13 protein-coding genes are annotated in these 15927 nt (G+C 59.1%); 7 read left to right on the forward strand and 6 right to left on the reverse strand.

Annotated features, from left to right (window positions below; translation table 11 throughout):
* Positions 1–21: 21 nt before the first annotated feature.
* Positions 22–1284, reverse strand: coding sequence for a glutamate-5-semialdehyde dehydrogenase (locus tag GRI43_RS01595; protein WP_160729363.1), 1263 nt, complete (start codon positions 1282–1284; stop codon positions 22–24).
* Between the two features lie 63 nt (positions 1285–1347).
* Positions 1348–2124, reverse strand: a complete 777-nt coding sequence (gene proC / locus GRI43_RS01600; protein ID WP_160729364.1) for a pyrroline-5-carboxylate reductase — start codon at positions 2122–2124, stop codon at positions 1348–1350.
* 229 nt (positions 2125–2353) lie between these two features.
* Here proC and proB point away from each other — a divergent pair, with 229 nt between their 5' ends.
* Both proB and budC read left to right on the forward strand, forming a co-directional pair.
* A complete protein-coding gene (gene proB / locus GRI43_RS01605; RefSeq protein ID WP_160729365.1) occupies positions 2354–3499 on the forward strand; it encodes a glutamate 5-kinase in 1146 nt (381 codons plus the stop codon).
* Between the two features lie 71 nt (positions 3500–3570).
* On the forward strand, positions 3571–4353 hold the full coding sequence (gene budC / locus GRI43_RS01610; RefSeq protein WP_160729366.1) for a meso-2,3-butanediol dehydrogenase: 783 nt from the start codon (positions 3571–3573) through the stop codon (positions 4351–4353).
* A gap of 76 nt (positions 4354–4429) precedes the next feature.
* On the opposite strand, the gene typA is transcribed toward budC, so the two are convergent.
* Positions 4430–6265 carry a translational GTPase TypA gene (gene typA, locus GRI43_RS01615; RefSeq protein ID WP_160730572.1) on the reverse strand — a complete coding sequence of 612 codons (1836 nt, stop codon included), beginning with the start codon at positions 6263–6265 and terminating at the stop codon, positions 4430–4432.
* Between the two features lie 243 nt (positions 6266–6508).
* Between typA and GRI43_RS01620 the strand changes: the two genes are divergently transcribed.
* The 4 genes from GRI43_RS01620 (at position 6509) to GRI43_RS01635 (ending at position 10565) form a co-directional block, all read left to right on the forward strand.
* Complete coding sequence (locus tag GRI43_RS01620; RefSeq protein ID WP_160729367.1) at positions 6509–9106, forward strand: TonB-dependent receptor; 2598 nt, start codon at positions 6509–6511, stop codon at positions 9104–9106.
* A 116-nt stretch (positions 9107–9222) separates the two neighbouring features.
* The gene (locus tag GRI43_RS01625) at positions 9223–9612 is read left to right on the forward strand and encodes a DUF805 domain-containing protein (protein WP_160729368.1); all 390 of its coding nucleotides are present in this window, start codon (positions 9223–9225) and stop codon (positions 9610–9612) included.
* A gap of 57 nt (positions 9613–9669) precedes the next feature.
* Positions 9670–10107: a DUF805 domain-containing protein gene (locus GRI43_RS01630; protein ID WP_160729369.1), complete on the forward strand. Its 438-nt coding sequence runs from the start codon at positions 9670–9672 to the stop codon at positions 10105–10107.
* Between the two features lie 128 nt (positions 10108–10235).
* Positions 10236–10565, forward strand: a complete 330-nt coding sequence (locus GRI43_RS01635) for a DUF805 domain-containing protein (RefSeq protein WP_235903657.1) — start codon at positions 10236–10238, stop codon at positions 10563–10565.
* Here the strand turns inward: GRI43_RS01635 and GRI43_RS01640 are convergent.
* Positions 10562–13081 carry an ABC transporter permease gene (locus tag GRI43_RS01640; protein ID WP_420849964.1) on the reverse strand — a complete coding sequence of 840 codons (2520 nt, stop codon included), beginning with the start codon at positions 13079–13081 and terminating at the stop codon, positions 10562–10564. The genes GRI43_RS01635 and GRI43_RS01640 overlap by 4 nt on opposite strands.
* Positions 13078–13767 carry an ABC transporter ATP-binding protein gene (locus tag GRI43_RS01645; protein WP_160729370.1) on the reverse strand — a complete coding sequence of 230 codons (690 nt, stop codon included), beginning with the start codon at positions 13765–13767 and terminating at the stop codon, positions 13078–13080. The genes GRI43_RS01640 and GRI43_RS01645 overlap by 4 nt, the downstream gene beginning before the upstream one ends.
* A gap of 47 nt (positions 13768–13814) precedes the next feature.
* Here GRI43_RS01645 and GRI43_RS01650 point away from each other — a divergent pair, with 47 nt between their 5' ends.
* Positions 13815–14525: an arylesterase gene (locus GRI43_RS01650; RefSeq protein ID WP_202391570.1), complete on the forward strand. Its 711-nt coding sequence runs from the start codon at positions 13815–13817 to the stop codon at positions 14523–14525.
* Between the two features lie 3 nt (positions 14526–14528).
* On the opposite strand, the gene recF is transcribed toward GRI43_RS01650, so the two are convergent.
* Entirely contained in the window at positions 14529–15617 is a 1089-nt protein-coding gene (gene recF, locus GRI43_RS01655; protein WP_160729371.1) for a DNA replication/repair protein RecF, read from the reverse strand.
* Positions 15618–15927: the final 310 nt, after the last annotated feature.

Raw genomic sequence — 15927 nt, forward strand, 5'->3', positions numbered from 1 at the left:
CTGTCTTACAACGGGTTTGCGTTACGGGCGGGTCTGGCCCTGACCGTGAACGATGTATTTGAAGCTCGTCAGCTGTTCCAGGCCGACCGGTCCGCGCGCGTGCATTTTACCGGTAGCGATACCGATTTCTGCGCCCATACCGAACTCGCCCCCGTCAGAGAACTGCGTCGAAGCGTTGTGCATGACCACGGCGCTATCGACGGCGGTCAGGAATTGCCGCGCTGCGTCATCGTCTTCGGTAAGAATGGCATCGGTATGGCCGGACGAATGTTCCGACACGAATTCGATCGCTTCTTCCAGGCCGCTGACAATTTTTACCGATGCGATGGAATCGAGATATTCGGTACCGAAGTCGCTTTCATCGGCAGGCTTGATCCGGCTGTCGGCTGCAACCGATGCCTCGTCACCGCGCAGCTCGCAATCAGGCATTTTGTCGGCGAGCTTGGGCAGGAAATCACCTGCAATCGCGCTGTCGACGACGATGCTTTCAGTTGCGCCGCATACGCCGGTGCGGCGAAGCTTCGCATTGCGGATGATCTCCAGAGCCTTGTCTTGATCGGCCTTGGCATGGACATAGCTGTGGCAGTTTCCGTCCAGATGCAAAAGCGTCGGGACCTTGGCGCGGTCACGCACGAGTTCCACCAATCCACGTCCGCCGCGAGGGATGACGAGATCGACGTAATCAACCGCTTCGAGCAGTTCGGCGACCGCTTCCCGGCTGGTGGTGGGCACGGTCTGGACCGCATCCTCCGGCAAACCGGCAGCTTTCAGGCCTGCTTGCATGCACGCGACGATTTCGCGGGTCGAGTGACGGCTTTCGGAACCCCCGCGCAGGATCACGGCGTTGCCCGATTTCAGGCATAGCGCGCTGGCATCTGCGCCGACATTGGGGCGCGATTCGTAAATCATGCCGATCACCCCGATAGGGACGGCCACGCGTTCGATCGACAGACCGTTGGGCCGCTCGAAAGTGGCGAGCTTGCGGCCGACCGGATCGGGCAATTCAGCAATCTCTTCCAGCGCCTTGGCAATACCTTCGATGCGCTCTTCGTTCAGCATAAGGCGGTCGATGAAGGAATCAGGTTTGCTCCCGCGAACTTCCTCCACGTCCATACGGTTAGCCTCAAGCAATTGCGGCATTGCCTTGCGCAGGGCGTTGGCGGCTTCGGTCAATGCTCTATTCTTCGCATCGGTGGTCGCGCCGATCAGCTGGCGCGCTGCCTGTTTGGCGCGCTTGCCCAGATCTGTAATCGTCGCTGTCTGGTCGAATGTCTGCACGTTCATAGGTAATCCCTGGTCTGTTTCCCGCTCATGGGGGAAATATTGAAAGCTGTCATCTGGCTGCGATTATCGCAGTTCGACGGCGCGGCGGTATGCCGCGTCGAGCGTGGCGGTGATCAGGCGGGTGAAGTCTTCGCTGCCGTTCAAGGCGCCTAGACCGGCCTGAGTGGTGCCATTCTTGCTGGTCACCGAATTTCGCATTTCTTCCAGCGGCCCGCCATCTTCCACTGCCATCGCAATGGTTCCGCCCATTGTTTCCAGAACGAGCTGGCGTGCCTCGTGTTCCGCAAAACCAAGGCCAATTGCTGCCTCGACATAGGCGCGGGCCATCTCAAACACGTATCCCGGGCCTGATCCGGCAACTGCAGTCAGCCGGTCCAGCATATCTTCGTTGGCGACTTCGATGATCGATCCGGTCCGTTCCATCATGGCGGATGCGTGGGCCTTTTGCCCATCAGTGGCGCTGTCACTGGCGCACATCCCGCTCATCCCCCGGCCGATCGCTGCAGGAAGGTTGGGCATCACGCGAACCACCGGCTTGCCGCCGGAAGCTTTCGCGAGCCGCTCTATCGAACAACCAGCCGCGATTGAAAGCAGATACCCGTCATCCTGATACGCGTCTGCATATTGCGGAAGAATGTCGTCGATCTGCTGCGGTTTGACCGCAGCGATAACGACATCAAACTTGCGCCCCGCGAGATCATCTCGGCCAGCAACAAGTGTTGCTCCGTCGGGCGCGATTTCCAGGCCCGGGTCGACAATGAAGAAGCTTTCTGGTCCGGAAAGCCAGTGCGTCAGCAGTGCTCCCCCCATCTTTCCGCATCCGATCAATAGTATATTCAAGTTAAATCCCGTAAAATTTTAAGCATAAATTCATTAAGCGCAGTATGTGTTCGAAATTAGGAGATATAGAAAAGTAAAATCAAAATAGTTCAAGATACTCTTGTTTTATACTTGCTTTAGTACTTTTCAATATTTGAAGCCTAAACTTTTCTTAATTTGATGGTTGTGCGCTGCACAACGGGTATCTAGATGGTGCTGCATACAATTCAAGGCAATTGAAAGGAATAATGTGTCTCGGAGAAAGCGTCTCGTCGTCAAAGTGGGCTCCAGCCTGCTGGCAAATTCGGATTTGCTTACTCCCCGCTTCGGTTTCATGCAGCGCCTGCTTGAGGATATCGCGCGCTTGCGGGCCGATGGCTACGATGTGATCCTGTGTTCGTCGGGCGCGGTCGCGCTGGGGATGAACCTGGTCGGCGAAAAGCCGGAAACTGCCGGGTTGAGCGACAAGCAGGCCGCTGCAGCGTGCGGCATGCCGTTGCTGCTCAATGCCTACAAGCAGGTTGCCCATGAATACGGGTTCGAAATCGCGCAGATCCTGCTGACCCTGGGCGATTTCGAAGATCACCGCCGATTCCTGAATACCAAGAACACTGTGCATCGTTTGCTCGAGTCCGGCATTATGCCGATCGTAAACGAGAACGACACCATCACCACCGAGGAAATCAAGGTTGGTGACAACGATCGTCTGGCTGCCAAGATCGCGCAGATGGTCGAGGCGAAGGACTTCATCATCCTGACCGGCGTCGACGGCCTTTATGATCGTAATCCTTCAGAAGAAGGTGCCCAGCTGGTCGAGGAATTGCAGGACGTCAGCGAATATCTGGAAGCAACCACGGGCACCAGCACGCTCGGCACCGGGGGTATGCTGACCAAGCTTCAGGCGGCCAATATGGCGCAAAACGCCGGCTGCACGACCTATATCGCCAATGGTGAGGCGGATCGTCCGCTATCTTCGGTCCTGCGTAAGGAACGCGCCTGCACCAAATGCATCGCACATAAAGAGCCGGCATCCGGCTGGAGCAACTGGCTGTCGGACCGGTTGCAAATGGCAGGCTCGCTTGTGCTGAAGGACGAGGCTGCGGCAAGGCTGGATGACGGTGTCGCGATCAAGCGGGACGATATCGTGTCGATGGATGGCGATTTCACCCGGGGTGATGTCTTGCATATCTATGACGGGGAAGGGATCGAGCGGGCGAGGGGGCTGACCGATTTCACCTCTGAAGAGACGCGGATCCTGGTCAACAACCTCGATATCCCGGCGGAAACGCTGCTTGGCTACAAGAGCCGGGCCGAAATCATCCGGCCCAACAATATCGTGGTTCTGGAAACACGCCACCTGCTGTGGGATGCGCCGTCGGGCGTAAGCGCGGACTAGGACGACAAGGTTGGAGCAATTGCCCTTCCGGTGCGTTGATCAGCCAGACTCGCAATCGGAAGGAAATTTGCATGACAACCCTCTCTCGTTTCAACGGCAAGACCGCGATCATAACCGGATCGTCGCACGGTATCGGCGAGGGCATAGCCCGCCGCTTCGCAGCCGAAGGCGCCAATGTTGTGCTGAATTCGCGCAGCCGCGAAGATTGCGAGAAAGTTGCAGCTGATCTGGACCCTAGCCGCACGCTGATCGTGGCGGGTGACGTTTCCAAACCGGAATTCGCCAAGGAACTGATCAGCAAGACGGCCGAAAAATTCGGCGGCGTCGATGTTCTGGTCAACAATGCCGGCGTGGCCGTATCCGGGATGCTGGAGAAAGCCGATGACAGCGACATCGACAAGGTGATCGACATCAACGTCAAAGGCGTTCTCTACCTGAGCCGAGCAGCAATCCCCGAACTGAAGAAAACCGGCGGCTCGATCGTCAATATCTCCAGCGTTTCCGGCATTGGCGGCGACTGGACGCTGCCGATCTACAACGCGTCGAAAGGCGCCGTTACCAACCTGACCCGCAGCCTCGCCCTGCAACTGGGCGGCAAGGGGGTGCGCGTTAACGCCGTGCTGCCTTCGGTCACCCGTTCCGATATGACCGGCGGCATCACCGAGAACGAAGAATTGATGAAAGCGTTCATGAACCGCCTGCCGCTGGGCCGCATTGCAGAGCCCGAAGACATCGCTGGCCCGGTCCTGTTTCTGGCCAGCGACGATGCGAAATTTGTCACCGGCGTAAACCTGCCCGTAGACGGCGGGGTGAGCGCATCGAACGGTCAGCCCAATTTCATGGCCCACGGCTAATGTTCTGACCAAATGAAAAAGGCCCCCGGAGCGGTAAACTCCGGGGGCCTTTTCGTGTCCAGATGATCGGTCTGACTTACGCCGATTCCATCTTCCGCTTGAACTTCTTGCGCTCGTGCGGGCACAGCAGCGCCTTGCGCAGGCGAATGCTTTCAGGCGTCACTTCGACCATTTCATCGTCGTCGATATACGCAATCGCCTGTTCCAGGCTCATCTTGCGCGGCGTGGTGAGGCGAATTGCATCATCCTTGCCGGTCGAGCGGAAGTTGGTCAGCTGCTTCGATTTCATCGGGTTCACTTCGAGATCGTCAGGCTTGGCGTTTTCGCCGATGATCATGCCTTCGTAGATCTTTGCCTGAGCGCCGATGAACAGCTCGCCGCGTTCTTCCAGCGCGTTGAGCGCATAGCCAACAGCTTCGCCTGGAACCATCGAGATCAGCACGCCGTTCTGGCGGCCTTCGATCGGACCCTTGTAGGCGTCGTACTTCTCGAACAACCGGTTCATAATACCTGTGCCGCGCGTGTCGGACAGGAATTCACCGTGATAACCGATAAGCCCGCGTGACGGGGCGGAGAAGGTGATGCGGGTCTTGCCCATGCCCGAAGGTCGCATTTCGACCAGCTCGGCTTTGCGGCGCTGCATTTTTTCAACGACGGTTCCGGAGTGCTCATCGTCCACGTCGATCACGACCTGTTCGTATGGTTCCATACGCTTGCCGTTTTCTTCGCGGAACAGAACTTTCGGACGGCTGATGCCGAGCTCGAAGCCTTCGCGGCGCATCGTTTCGATAAGAACGCCGAGCTGCAATTCGCCGCGACCAGCAACTTCGAAGCTGTCCTTGTCGTCGCTTTCGGTGATGCGGATTGCGACATTGCTTTCTGCTTCACGGTTCAGGCGGTCACGGATCATGCGGCTGGTAACCTTGCTGCCTTCGCGGCCGGCCAGCGGACTGTCGTTGACGGAGAAGCGCATCGCCAGTGTCGGCGGATCGATCGGCTGCGCTTCGATCGGGGTGGAAACCGACGGGTCGCAGATGGTGTTCGAAACGGTCGCTTTTTCCAGACCGGCCAAAGCAATAATGTCACCGGCCTTGGCGCTATCTACCGGGACACGCTCGAGGCCGTTGAAGGCGAGCAGCTTGGTAGCGCGGCCGACTTCCACAACCTTGCCGTCGCCATCGATGGCGTGGATTGGATCGTTCACGTTGACGGTGCCCGACTGGATGCGGCCAGTCAGAACACGGCCCATGAAGTTGTCACGGTCAAGCAGGGTTGCGAGGAAGGTGAACTTTCCGGTTTCGTCTAGACCCGGTGCGGGAACGTGCTCGACAATCTTCTTGAACAGCGGGTCCAGCGTGCCGTCGCGGGCATCGGGATCTTCGCTGGCATAGCCGTCGCGGCCCGATGCGTAGAGAACCGGGAAGTCCAGCTGTTCATCGTTTGCGTCGAGCGACACGAACAGGTCGAACACTTCGTCCAGCACTTCGACTGCGCGCTGGTCAGGACGGTCGATCTTGTTGACGACGACGATCGGCTTCAGGCCGAGTGCCAGAGCCTTGCCGGTCACGAATTTGGTTTGCGGCATGGCGCCTTCGGCACTGTCGACCAGCAGGATCACGCCGTCCACCATGCTCAGGATACGCTCCACCTCTGCGCCGAAGTCGGCGTGGCCAGGTGTGTCGACGATGTTGATGCGGCGGGTTTCGTCACCCTCACCATATTCGACCGAAGTACACTTCGCGAGAATCGTGATTCCGCGTTCTTTCTCCAGATCGTTGGAGTCCATCGCGCGTTCTTCCACGCGCTGGTTGTCGCGGAAAGTGCCGGATTGGCGGAATAGCTGGTCGACTAGGGTGGTCTTGCCGTGGTCGACGTGGGCGATAATCGCCACGTTGCGCTGGTTAGCGGACATCATTTGTGCTTTCAGTTTGGGGTGCGTGCCATTGTGCAGCGCAATATCGCGCGCGCCCTAGCCGAGGGCTGACCCTACGGCAAGCTTTGCGCGCAAAAAAGGACTGTGGCCAAGTCGCCACAAATGCCGGAAACCCCTGCAAAACCGTGCAATTTGCTTGAGCAAGGTATGGTGCATACCTATGCGTCATACCCAGAAGCGGGCCCCTTACAACGATCCCGCACTACAGAGGATGGAGACTCCATGAAGTTTGACTCATTCAAAGGCAGCGCGGTTCAGCGCGCTGCACTTTACGCAGGTGTGGCTGCAATCGGTCTGGCAATTCCGACCGGCGCGATGGCACAGGATGCTGACGAAGCTGTCCTGGAAGACGAAGATGAAGCCCAGCCAGATGAAATTGGCGGTCCGAACAGCAACATCATCGTCGTTACCGCATCCAAGCGTGAAACCACGCTGCAGGAAACGCCGATTTCGGTTTCGGTCACCTCGGGCGAAACGCTTGAGCAGGCCCAGATCCGCGATCTCAGCGATCTGACCACGGTTGCACCGTCGCTGCGTTCCAGCCAGCTGCAAAGTTCGGCCAACACTACCTTCATCATTCGCGGCTTCGGCAACGGCGCCAACAATGCCGGTATCGAACCATCGGTCGGTGTCTTCATCGACGGTATCTACCGTTCACGTTCCGCCGCGCAGATCGGCGACCTTGCCAACGTCCAGCGCATCGAAGTTCTTCGTGGACCGCAGTCGACGCTGTTCGGCAAGAACGCATCGGCAGGCGTAATCTCGGTTGTGACCCGCGAACCGCAGTTCGAATTCGGTGGTTCGGTTGCAGCGACCTATGGCAATTTCAACCAGATGGAATTGAAGGGTGACGTTACCGGCCCGATTACCGACAGCGTCGCTTTCTCGATCGACGGGCTTTATAATAAGCGTGACGGCTATGTCGAAGTTCCGAACCTGGGCATTGACATCAACAACCGCGACCGCTGGAGCCTTCGTGGCCAGCTGCTGGTAGAGCCTTCCTCGGACTTCAAAATCCGTGCGATCGGTGATTTCAGCCGCATCGACGAAGAGTGCTGCTTCGCCGGTAACGTTGTCGCTGGCCCTTCGGTGCCTGCGCTGTTCGCATTGGGCGGCCAGATCGATCCGGAAAACCTGTTCAACGATACCAGCTTTTTGAACATCGCCCCGTCGAACAAGATCGACAGCTACGGCGGTTCGGTCCAGATGGATTATCAAGCAGGCCCGCTCGCGCTGACTTCGATCAGCGCGTACCGCAAGCTTGAAGCGTTCAACCAGCAGGACGTCGATTTCTCCAGCGCAGATATCGTCAACGAAATCCGCGATCAGGAAATCGACACGTTCAGCCAGGAACTCCGTATTGCTTCGGACTTCGACGGCCCGCTCAACTTCCTCCTTGGCGCTTACTACTTCAAGGAAGACGTCGAACAGACCAGCCAGCTGATTACCGGTGACGATTCGCGTGCATTCTTCTCGCTGCTCGCAGGCAATCCGGCTGTTTTCAACGGTGTCGAGCTCGCACTCGGACTGCCGCAGAACAGCATTTTCAGCCCGGGTCTGCTGACGGACGAAGCGTTCACGCTGGATAACGAAGCAATCTCGATCTTCGGAACTGTCGATTTCGAAGTCACGGACCGGCTCACGCTGACCGCCGGCTTCAACTACACCGACGACAAGAAGGACTTCACTGCCAACCTGACCGCGTTCGACGAACTCGGCCAAATCAATCTGGTGGATGCCTTCATCGTTCAGGCAACCGGCGGAACCGTGACCACTCCGGCACAGTTCCAGGCACTGCCGGCAGCGAACCAGGCGTTCCTGCTGGGACTGGCGACCGATCCCAACGTCAACCCATTGCTGCCGCTGGCGGCATTCCAGTTCCAGCCGCCTTTCTTGGCGATCCCGAACGCAGTTGAAGACGGTAAGACCCGTGACGATGATTTCTCCTACACCCTGCGCGCTGCGTATGACGTGTCGGATCAGATCAACGTGTATTTCACCTATGCAACGGGCTTCAAGGCTTCGTCGGTCAACCTGTCGCGCGACTCGCGTCCGCTTCCGACCGACTTTGTACCGGGCCCGGGCCTGAGTGCATTTGCTGCGCCGCCATCGCCAATCACCGATGCCGGCATCGCGGTTCCGAACCTGAACACCGGCACCCGCTTTGCAGGTCCGGAAGACGCGGAAGTGTATGAAATCGGCTTGAAGGCACAGTTCCCTCGCTTCGGTTTCAACCTTGCGCTGTTCGACCAGACGCTGGAAGGCTTCCAGTCGAACATCTTCACCGGCACCGGTTTCGCGCTGGCAAATGCTGGTGAGCAGTCGACCAAGGGCTTCGAATTCGACGCCACGATCAACCCGGTCGATCCGCTGGTTCTGACTTTCGCCATGACTTACCTGGATTCGGTGTTCGATTCGTTCCCGAATTCGGCGGTTGGTGATCTGACAGGCCAGACACCGGGCGGTACGCCGGAAATTACCCTCGCTACCTCGGCGACTTACACGCACGAGTTTGGCTACAGCGGCAATTTCCTGATCGCCCGTGTCGATTACAACCACGAAAGCAACGTCAACATCACCAACGGCCTTCCGGCATTTGGTCCGACGGCGGAGACACTGTTCCGCCGCGAAGTGAACCTGGTGAACGGTTCGCTGACGCTGCGCCTGAACAACGGTATCGAAGTGAGCGCATGGGGCCGTAACATCCTCAACGAACGCTTCATTACCCAGGTGTTCGATGGTGTTGCCCAGGCCGGTACTGTTTCGGGCTATCCGAACCAGCCGCGCACATACGGCGGTACGGTTCGCTTCAAGTTCTAAACGAACCCGACTGAATAAATTGAGGGGCTGCCTGCGGGCGGCCCCTTTTTTATTGAAATACATGAAATTCTGTGGTGCCTTTCTGACCGGGACTATTTGGAAAGAGGGGGTTTCCCATGGAATGGATGTTGATGCCGCTAAAGCGGTATGCCGATTTCTCAGGCCGTTCGCGGCGCAAGGAATACTGGATGTTCGTTTTGTTCATGATCATCGCTGCGGTGATTTTGAGCGTAATCGAAGGTGTGCTGGGAATGTCAGGCATGGTTGGCGGGGTATACGGACCGCTAACGACGCTGTTCATTATCGCGATCATCATACCCAGCCTTGCCGTTCAGGTCCGGCGCTTCCACGATCAGGGTAAATCGGGCTGGATGGTTCTGCTCGGTTTCATTCCGCTGATCGGCGGTATCATCGTGCTGGTCTTCATGTGTCTCGAAGGCGACCGGGGCGACAATGAATATGGCCCCGATCCCAAGGGCGGGGCGAACACCGAGGTGTTCGAATAATCAATTGAATGGCGGGCCGGTAAAGGTCCGCCATTTTACTTCAGGGGTCGCAATTTGATGGAATGGATGCTGATGCCGCTGCGGCGGTATGCTGATTTTTCGGGCCGTTCTCGGCGCAAGGAATACTGGATGTATTTCCTGTTGTATTATCTTGTTTTCATCATCCTGTTCGTGCTGCTGTTTGCTGGAATCCCTTGGCCTGAATTTGATGACGCGGGCGTTGTAGTGAACGAAGCGGCGACGCCGGGCCCGCTGGTCTGGATTGCTGGCGGGCTGATGATGATTTTCGCGTTCGGCACGATTGTTCCTTCGATCGCCGTCACCGTGCGCCGGTTCCACGATCAGGACATGACCGGCTGGCTCTATCTGCTCAGCTTCATACCGTATATCGGATGGCTGATCGTCTTCGTGTTCATGTGTATCGATGGCACGCGCGGCCCGAACCAGTACGGGGATGATCCGAAAGACCCCGGCACAGCAGCTGTTTTCGAATAGTGGCAGATTCCCGCGCAGACATTCCTGAAACAGGGAATGTATTGGCCTGGATGGTTCTGCCTTACCGCCGTTATGCGCAGTTCGGTGGCCGGTCGGGCCGCCGGGAATTCTGGTGATACAGCCTGCTGCTGTTCCTCAGCTATCTTGCCGCGTCAGGCATTCTTATCGCCTATGTCGCAATCGACGCTGAGGATGCGACAGTCGGTAACGCCGCGATCAGCACATTCGGCGGGGTCTTTCTGCTGAACTTCATTCCCGGTCTCGCTCTCACTTCCCGCAGGCTTCATGACATTGGCTTGCCCGGCTGGCTCGTCATTGCAGCGATATTTGCGGTGCTGTTTCTCAGCATCATCGGCTGGATCGGCTACATGATCGTGATGAGCCTGCCTCCCAAGAACGGAGAGAACCAATATGGCCCGCCGGTTTACGACGAAGATATCGCGGACGTTTTTTCCTAGAGCGCGCGCAACGCCTGAGCCGGTTTGGCCCGGAGCAACGGAAGCGACCCGGCCAGCGCGAACACAAGCACGAAAGCAAGTCCGCCGCCCAGCACCGCCAGCACGACACCCCAGTCGGGCAACCAATCGAATTCGAACAATTGCGTGATGACCAGCCATGCCAGTCCGCTGCCTAGCGCCAGTGCGACAGCCGCAAGGATCAGCGCAAGGATCCCGTATTCTGCCAGCTGCATCACCAGCACCTGCCTCCGGCTTGCGCCTAGAACCCGCATCACCACGGTGTCATAAGTGCGCACCGCACGGGCAGCGGCAATTGCACCGATCAGCACCGCCAGACCCGCCAGCACTGCGACAGATGCTGCTGCAAAGGTGGCAAGACCAACCTGGCTCAATATCACCCGCGCTTCCGACAGGACCTGACCGATTTCGATCACCGAACTGGATGGGAAGGTGTTCACCAATTGGCGCAACAGAGGCCCGGTGGCCGCACCGTCTGGCAGATCGATCGTCGCCGCAATATTGTGCGGTGCATCGGCCAGCGCATTACTGGAAAAAACCAGCACGTAATTGAAGCCCATGCTTTCCCAGTCGATGACCCGCAGATTGGCCACCCGGGCGGTCTTTTCGACACCCAGCACGCCCACTGTGACCAGATCGCCGATTTCAAGATCGATCGCCCGTGCAAATTCTTCATCTACCGACACCAGCGGCTCCGCATCGTACATCGGGTCCCACCACTTGCCCTCGACGATGCGGTTGCCGGCCGGAACTTCGTCTGCATAGGTCAATCCGCGTTCCCCGCGCAGCGGCCACGCGCCATCGGGGATCTCTTCCAGATCCGAGACCCGTGTCATGTTTCCTTCGGGGCCGTAAGCCAGAATCGCGCCGCGCAGCGCGGGCACGGTGCGGATTTCCGCGTCTGCCTGGTCGTCTGTGACCAGCTGCCGGAAATCGTCCACCCGGTCGCGCGGGATATCGAGCACGAAGTAATCAGGTGCCTGTGCGGGCACACGGCGGTCAATATTGCCGTTAATGCTGGTCTGGATCGCTGCGAGCAGGACAAATGCACTAAGACCGAAGCCGAGCGCGGTGACCAGCGCACCGGTTGATGCGCCGGGGCGGTGCAGATTGGCCAGCGCATTGCGGACCAGCGGGTTGCGTGGGCGAGGAACAATGCGAGCCAGCCTTTGGATACCGAGGCCGAGCAGCGCGAGCAGGCCAAGCACCACGACGGCCCCCAGCAGGAATCCGCCAGACAGCAGCGGTTGGCGCGCGGTAATCAGGGCTAGGGCGACGATACCTGCCATCCCGCCCAAGACCCATGACAGTGCACGGCCATCGCGGGACAGCGGAACGATGCGGGCACGCATCAGGGCCATTGCGGGGAAACGGCGAGCGCGCAGGATCGGCGTGGCGGCAAACACCAGCGCCACCAGCAAACCATATGCTGCCGCAATCAGCAGCGCGACCGGCTCGAACACAAATCCGCGTTCCACCGGCAACAGGCCGTCCAGCGCCGCCGCCAGAAGCGGGGTAACCAAAACACCGGCGGCCAGCCCTAGTAGGCTGCCGGCCAAAGCTGCCGACCCGATTTGCAGCGCGTAAATGCGCGCGATGTCCCGGCTGGAAGCGCCGAGCACTTTCAGGGTTGCGATGCTGGCGCGCCGCGCCTCGAGATAGGATGATACGCCGCCGCCGATGCCTATTCCGGCAATGACCAAAGCAGCAAGGCCGACCAGTGTCAGGAATTCACCCATCCGTGAAACAAACCTGTCGGCGCCGGGCGATGCGCGGTCGCGTGTGCGGTAATCGAATCCTGCATCGGGGAAACGTTCTTCCAACGCCTCCTGCACATTATCGGGATCGCGGTTTTGTTCGAACGCGACACGGTACTTGCTCTGGTACATCGACCCGGGGGCAAGCAATCCTGCCTTGGCCGGAATACCTTCGGCCACCAGGATGGTCGGGCCAAGCTGGAAGCCCTCGCTCAGGCGGTCAGGTTCGTTTTCGATTATTCCGGCGGCCACCAACTGGGCCTGTCCCACGCGGAAATTGTCGCCAACCGATATGCCCAGCCTGTCGATCGCGCCCTGCGCCAGATAGGCATCGTTGGCACTTGGCGCGGCAGCTTCTGTTCCGCCCTTCAGCGTCAGTGTGCCGTAGAGCGGCCACTTGGCGTCAACTGCCTTGAGTTCGATCGGTGCGGCGTTTTCGCCTGCGCTGGCCATCGCCTGCAGCCGTGTGCCGCCGGATAATGTGCCGTATTCGCCCAGGGCCGCCAGTTCCTCAGCAGAAAGATCACGCTGCCAGACTTCAACCTCCAGGTCGCCGCCGAGAAGTTGCTGGCCGCGTCCTTCAAGCTCGCTCTCGATCGCGCCGGTCAGCGTTCCAATCGCGGCAAGGGCGCCTGTCCCCAGGAACAGACATACGAGGAGCAGGCGCAGGCCCTTGAAGCGCGCATTCAGGTCGCGCTTGGCAATCCGCCATGCCGCCGTCCAGGTCAGGTCGCCAGTCACGATTTTCTGGTGTCGCTCGCAATCAGGCCGTCGCCGATGGTAATAACCCGGTCGCACCGCTGCGCCAGTTCGACATCGTGGGTGATAACCAGCAGCGTTGCGCCGGTGTCCGTGCGCCGCGTGAACAGCAATTCGATAATGTCATGGCCGGTCGAAACATCCAGATTGCCGGTTGGTTCGTCCGCAAAAATCAGTTCGGGGCCGGGGGCGATGGCCCGTGCAATGGCGACGCGCTGTTGCTCTCCTCCGGAAAGCTGGGTCGGATAATGATCGATCCGGTGGCCAAGGCCCACGGCTTCCAGTTCGGCGCGCGCCTTTGCGGTGGCATCGGCATCACCGGCCAGCTCCATTGGCGTGGCGACATTTTCCAGCGCCGTCATTGTCGGCAGCAGGTGAAACGCCTGCAGGACAATTCCGATATGGCCGCGCCGTGCCTTTGCCAGACCGTCCTCATCCATATTGGTGAAATCCTGTCCGGCCACAGTCAGATCGCCGCCAGAGGCCCGTTCAAGGCCGGAAAGGACCGCCATGAGCGAGCTTTTGCCTGAACCGGATGGACCCAGCAGGGCGACCACTTCACCGGTCGCGATTTCAAGGTCGATACCGCGCAGCACCTCGACCGGGTTTTTGTCCGGATCGTAGGTCAGGGTGAGATTTCGGGCGGAAATTGAGTTTGGGCTTGTCACCGCAATCCAATCGCATAGGTGAATGGGGCGAGCAAGGAGGCTCACAGATGTTACTCAGTCGTTGGTCGATAGTTCCCGTAGTTTTTTCCGCCGCCCTGTTGGGTGGATGTAGTGCAGAGGCCCCGGCGCCGGCTCCTGCCGAAACCACCGCAGCACGGGGCGGTGCGGCAGAGATGCCCGTGATGGGGCCGGAACGGCGCATTCTGGCATTCGGCGACAGTCTTTTTGCGGGCTATAATGTTGCGTCGGAAGACAGCTATCCGGCAAAACTGGAGGCAGCCCTGCGTGGCCGCGGCGTGAATGCGCGCGTCGTCAACGCCGGCGTGTCGGGTGATACCACCGCAGCGGGTCTTCAGCGTCTGACCTTCACACTCGATGCGCAGGAAGAAAAGCCTGACCTGTTCATATTGGAACTGGGCGGGAACGATTTGCTGCGCGGGATACAGCCCGGTCAGACGCGCCAGAATATCGAGACTATGCTGGCCGAATTGCAGAGGCGGGAAATCCCGGTGCTGCTGATGGGAATGCGTGCGCCGCCGAACTTTGGCGAATTTCAGGCTGACTTCGACGCGCTCTATCCAGAGCTGGCCCGACAATACGGTACGGAGCTGGTGCCGTTTTTCCTGGATTCGATCTATACCAAGCCCGAGCTGATCCAGGATGACCGCGTTCATCCAACGGCAGAGGGGATCGAAACCCTCGTTGGCGCAACTGTCGGTGCAGTCAAACTGGCGTTGCCGGAAGAGCCGGCAGGCTGATCGTCACTCCACCCGCTCGGCGGCGCCTTCCTCCACACGCCAAATTGCCGCTTCACCCCGGATGGCGCCAAATTGGGCCAGTTCGGTGCCTGTCAGCCACACTTGTGCACCGCTCGACCGCAGCCGGGCGAACAGGGCTTCTCGCCGCAGCGGATCGAGATGAGCAGCCACTTCGTCGAGCAATAGGAGGTTGGGGCGTCCCTTTGCCGCCAGACTGGCATGGGCGAGAATGATCGCGATCAGCATCGCCTTCTGCTCGCCCGTCGAACAGGATGCAGCCGGCACGCCTTTTCCTGCCATCTGGACCCCCAAATCGTCGCGGTGAGGACCGGCTAGGGTTCGTCCTGCGCGCCGGTCCCGCCTGCGATTTTCCAACAGTGCGGAGGCAAGATCGCTTCGCAAGATCGGTCCCCCGGCAGCATAGGACAAAGCGGGTCGGGCAAACGGGGCCTCTGGCAATATGGCCATTTCTTCCATCAGCCGTGAAATCAGCATGGCACGCCCGCTGGCCAGCATGGCACCGTGCTCGGCCAGTTGCTGTTCGACCCCGTCGAGCCATGCTGCCTCGGGTTCCCGGTCATCGCTGATCAGGCGGTTGCGTTCCCTGAGCGCGGCTTCGTACCGCGCCGCATGACGGGCATGAAGCGGATCAAGAGCGAGGACCATTCGGTCGAGGAAGCGGCGGCGTGCGCCCGCGCTGTCTGCGAAAAGCCGGTCCATCGCCGGGGTTAGCCAGCTGATGGATAGCCATTCACCAAGAGTAACTGCGCTGCTTTCGCTGCCATTGATCCTGACCAGCCGCCTGCCGGGGCGTGCCGGGTCGATGTGGCTACCCAGCCGGACAGGTTCATCCTGGTTCGCGGTATGAAGAGAGGCGCCAATTGCCATCCCGCCAGGTCCGCCGCCTCCGATCATTTCGGCCAGAGAAGCGCGGCGAAGCCCGCGACCGGGCGCGAACAGAGACAAGGCCTCCAGAATGTTGGTCTTTCCGGCGCCGTTTTCCCCGATGAGCAGGTTGAAACCCCGCGTTCCGACCAAGCGAGTGTCGGCGTGGTTGCGAAAATCGGAAAGGGTGATCTGGTCCAGCGCCATACCGGAAAACGCCTAGCTAGCGCAGCACCTTAACGCCACATGAAACCGCAATCCCAAATGGTGGTGTAATTTCCCACTATTCAGTTATCGTTCATATTTGAAATTGGGCAAGACAGGCTGAGAATGGCAGAATTCCGGGGTTTTTCGGAATTGGCACGGTCCCTGCAATGTACTTGGCATCGGCGGGAATGGCCCACCGAACCAAACAAAGGACTTCAAAATGACCGCTTACAACTTCAGCAACCGCGTTTTCGCCGCTTTCTCGGCTCTCGCAATCTCCGCACTGTTCATGGCAACCGCCATTGTTCCA

This window comes from Pontixanthobacter luteolus (assembly GCF_009828095.1).
GTDB lineage: Bacteria > Pseudomonadota > Alphaproteobacteria > Sphingomonadales > Sphingomonadaceae > Pontixanthobacter > Pontixanthobacter luteolus.

What these genes read in the sequence shown, in the direction of transcription:
- GRI43_RS01625 (WP_160729368.1), top strand. Translation starts at nt 9,223, where the DNA reads ATGGAATGGATGTTGATGCCGCTAAAGCGGTATGCCGATTTCTCAGGC.
- GRI43_RS01650 (WP_202391570.1), top strand. Translation starts at nt 13,815, where the DNA reads ATGTTACTCAGTCGTTGGTCGATAGTTCCCGTAGTTTTTTCCGCCGCC.
- budC (WP_160729366.1), top strand. Translation starts at nt 3,571, where the DNA reads ATGACAACCCTCTCTCGTTTCAACGGCAAGACCGCGATCATAACCGGA.
- typA (WP_160730572.1), bottom strand. Translation starts at nt 6,265, where the DNA reads ATGTCCGCTAACCAGCGCAACGTGGCGATTATCGCCCACGTCGACCAC.
- recF (WP_160729371.1), bottom strand. Translation starts at nt 15,617, where the DNA reads ATGGCGCTGGACCAGATCACCCTTTCCGATTTTCGCAACCACGCCGAC.
- GRI43_RS01595 (WP_160729363.1), bottom strand. Translation starts at nt 1,284, where the DNA reads ATGAACGTGCAGACATTCGACCAGACAGCGACGATTACAGATCTGGGC.
- GRI43_RS01620 (WP_160729367.1), top strand. Translation starts at nt 6,509, where the DNA reads ATGAAGTTTGACTCATTCAAAGGCAGCGCGGTTCAGCGCGCTGCACTT.
- GRI43_RS01630 (WP_160729369.1), top strand. Translation starts at nt 9,670, where the DNA reads ATGGAATGGATGCTGATGCCGCTGCGGCGGTATGCTGATTTTTCGGGC.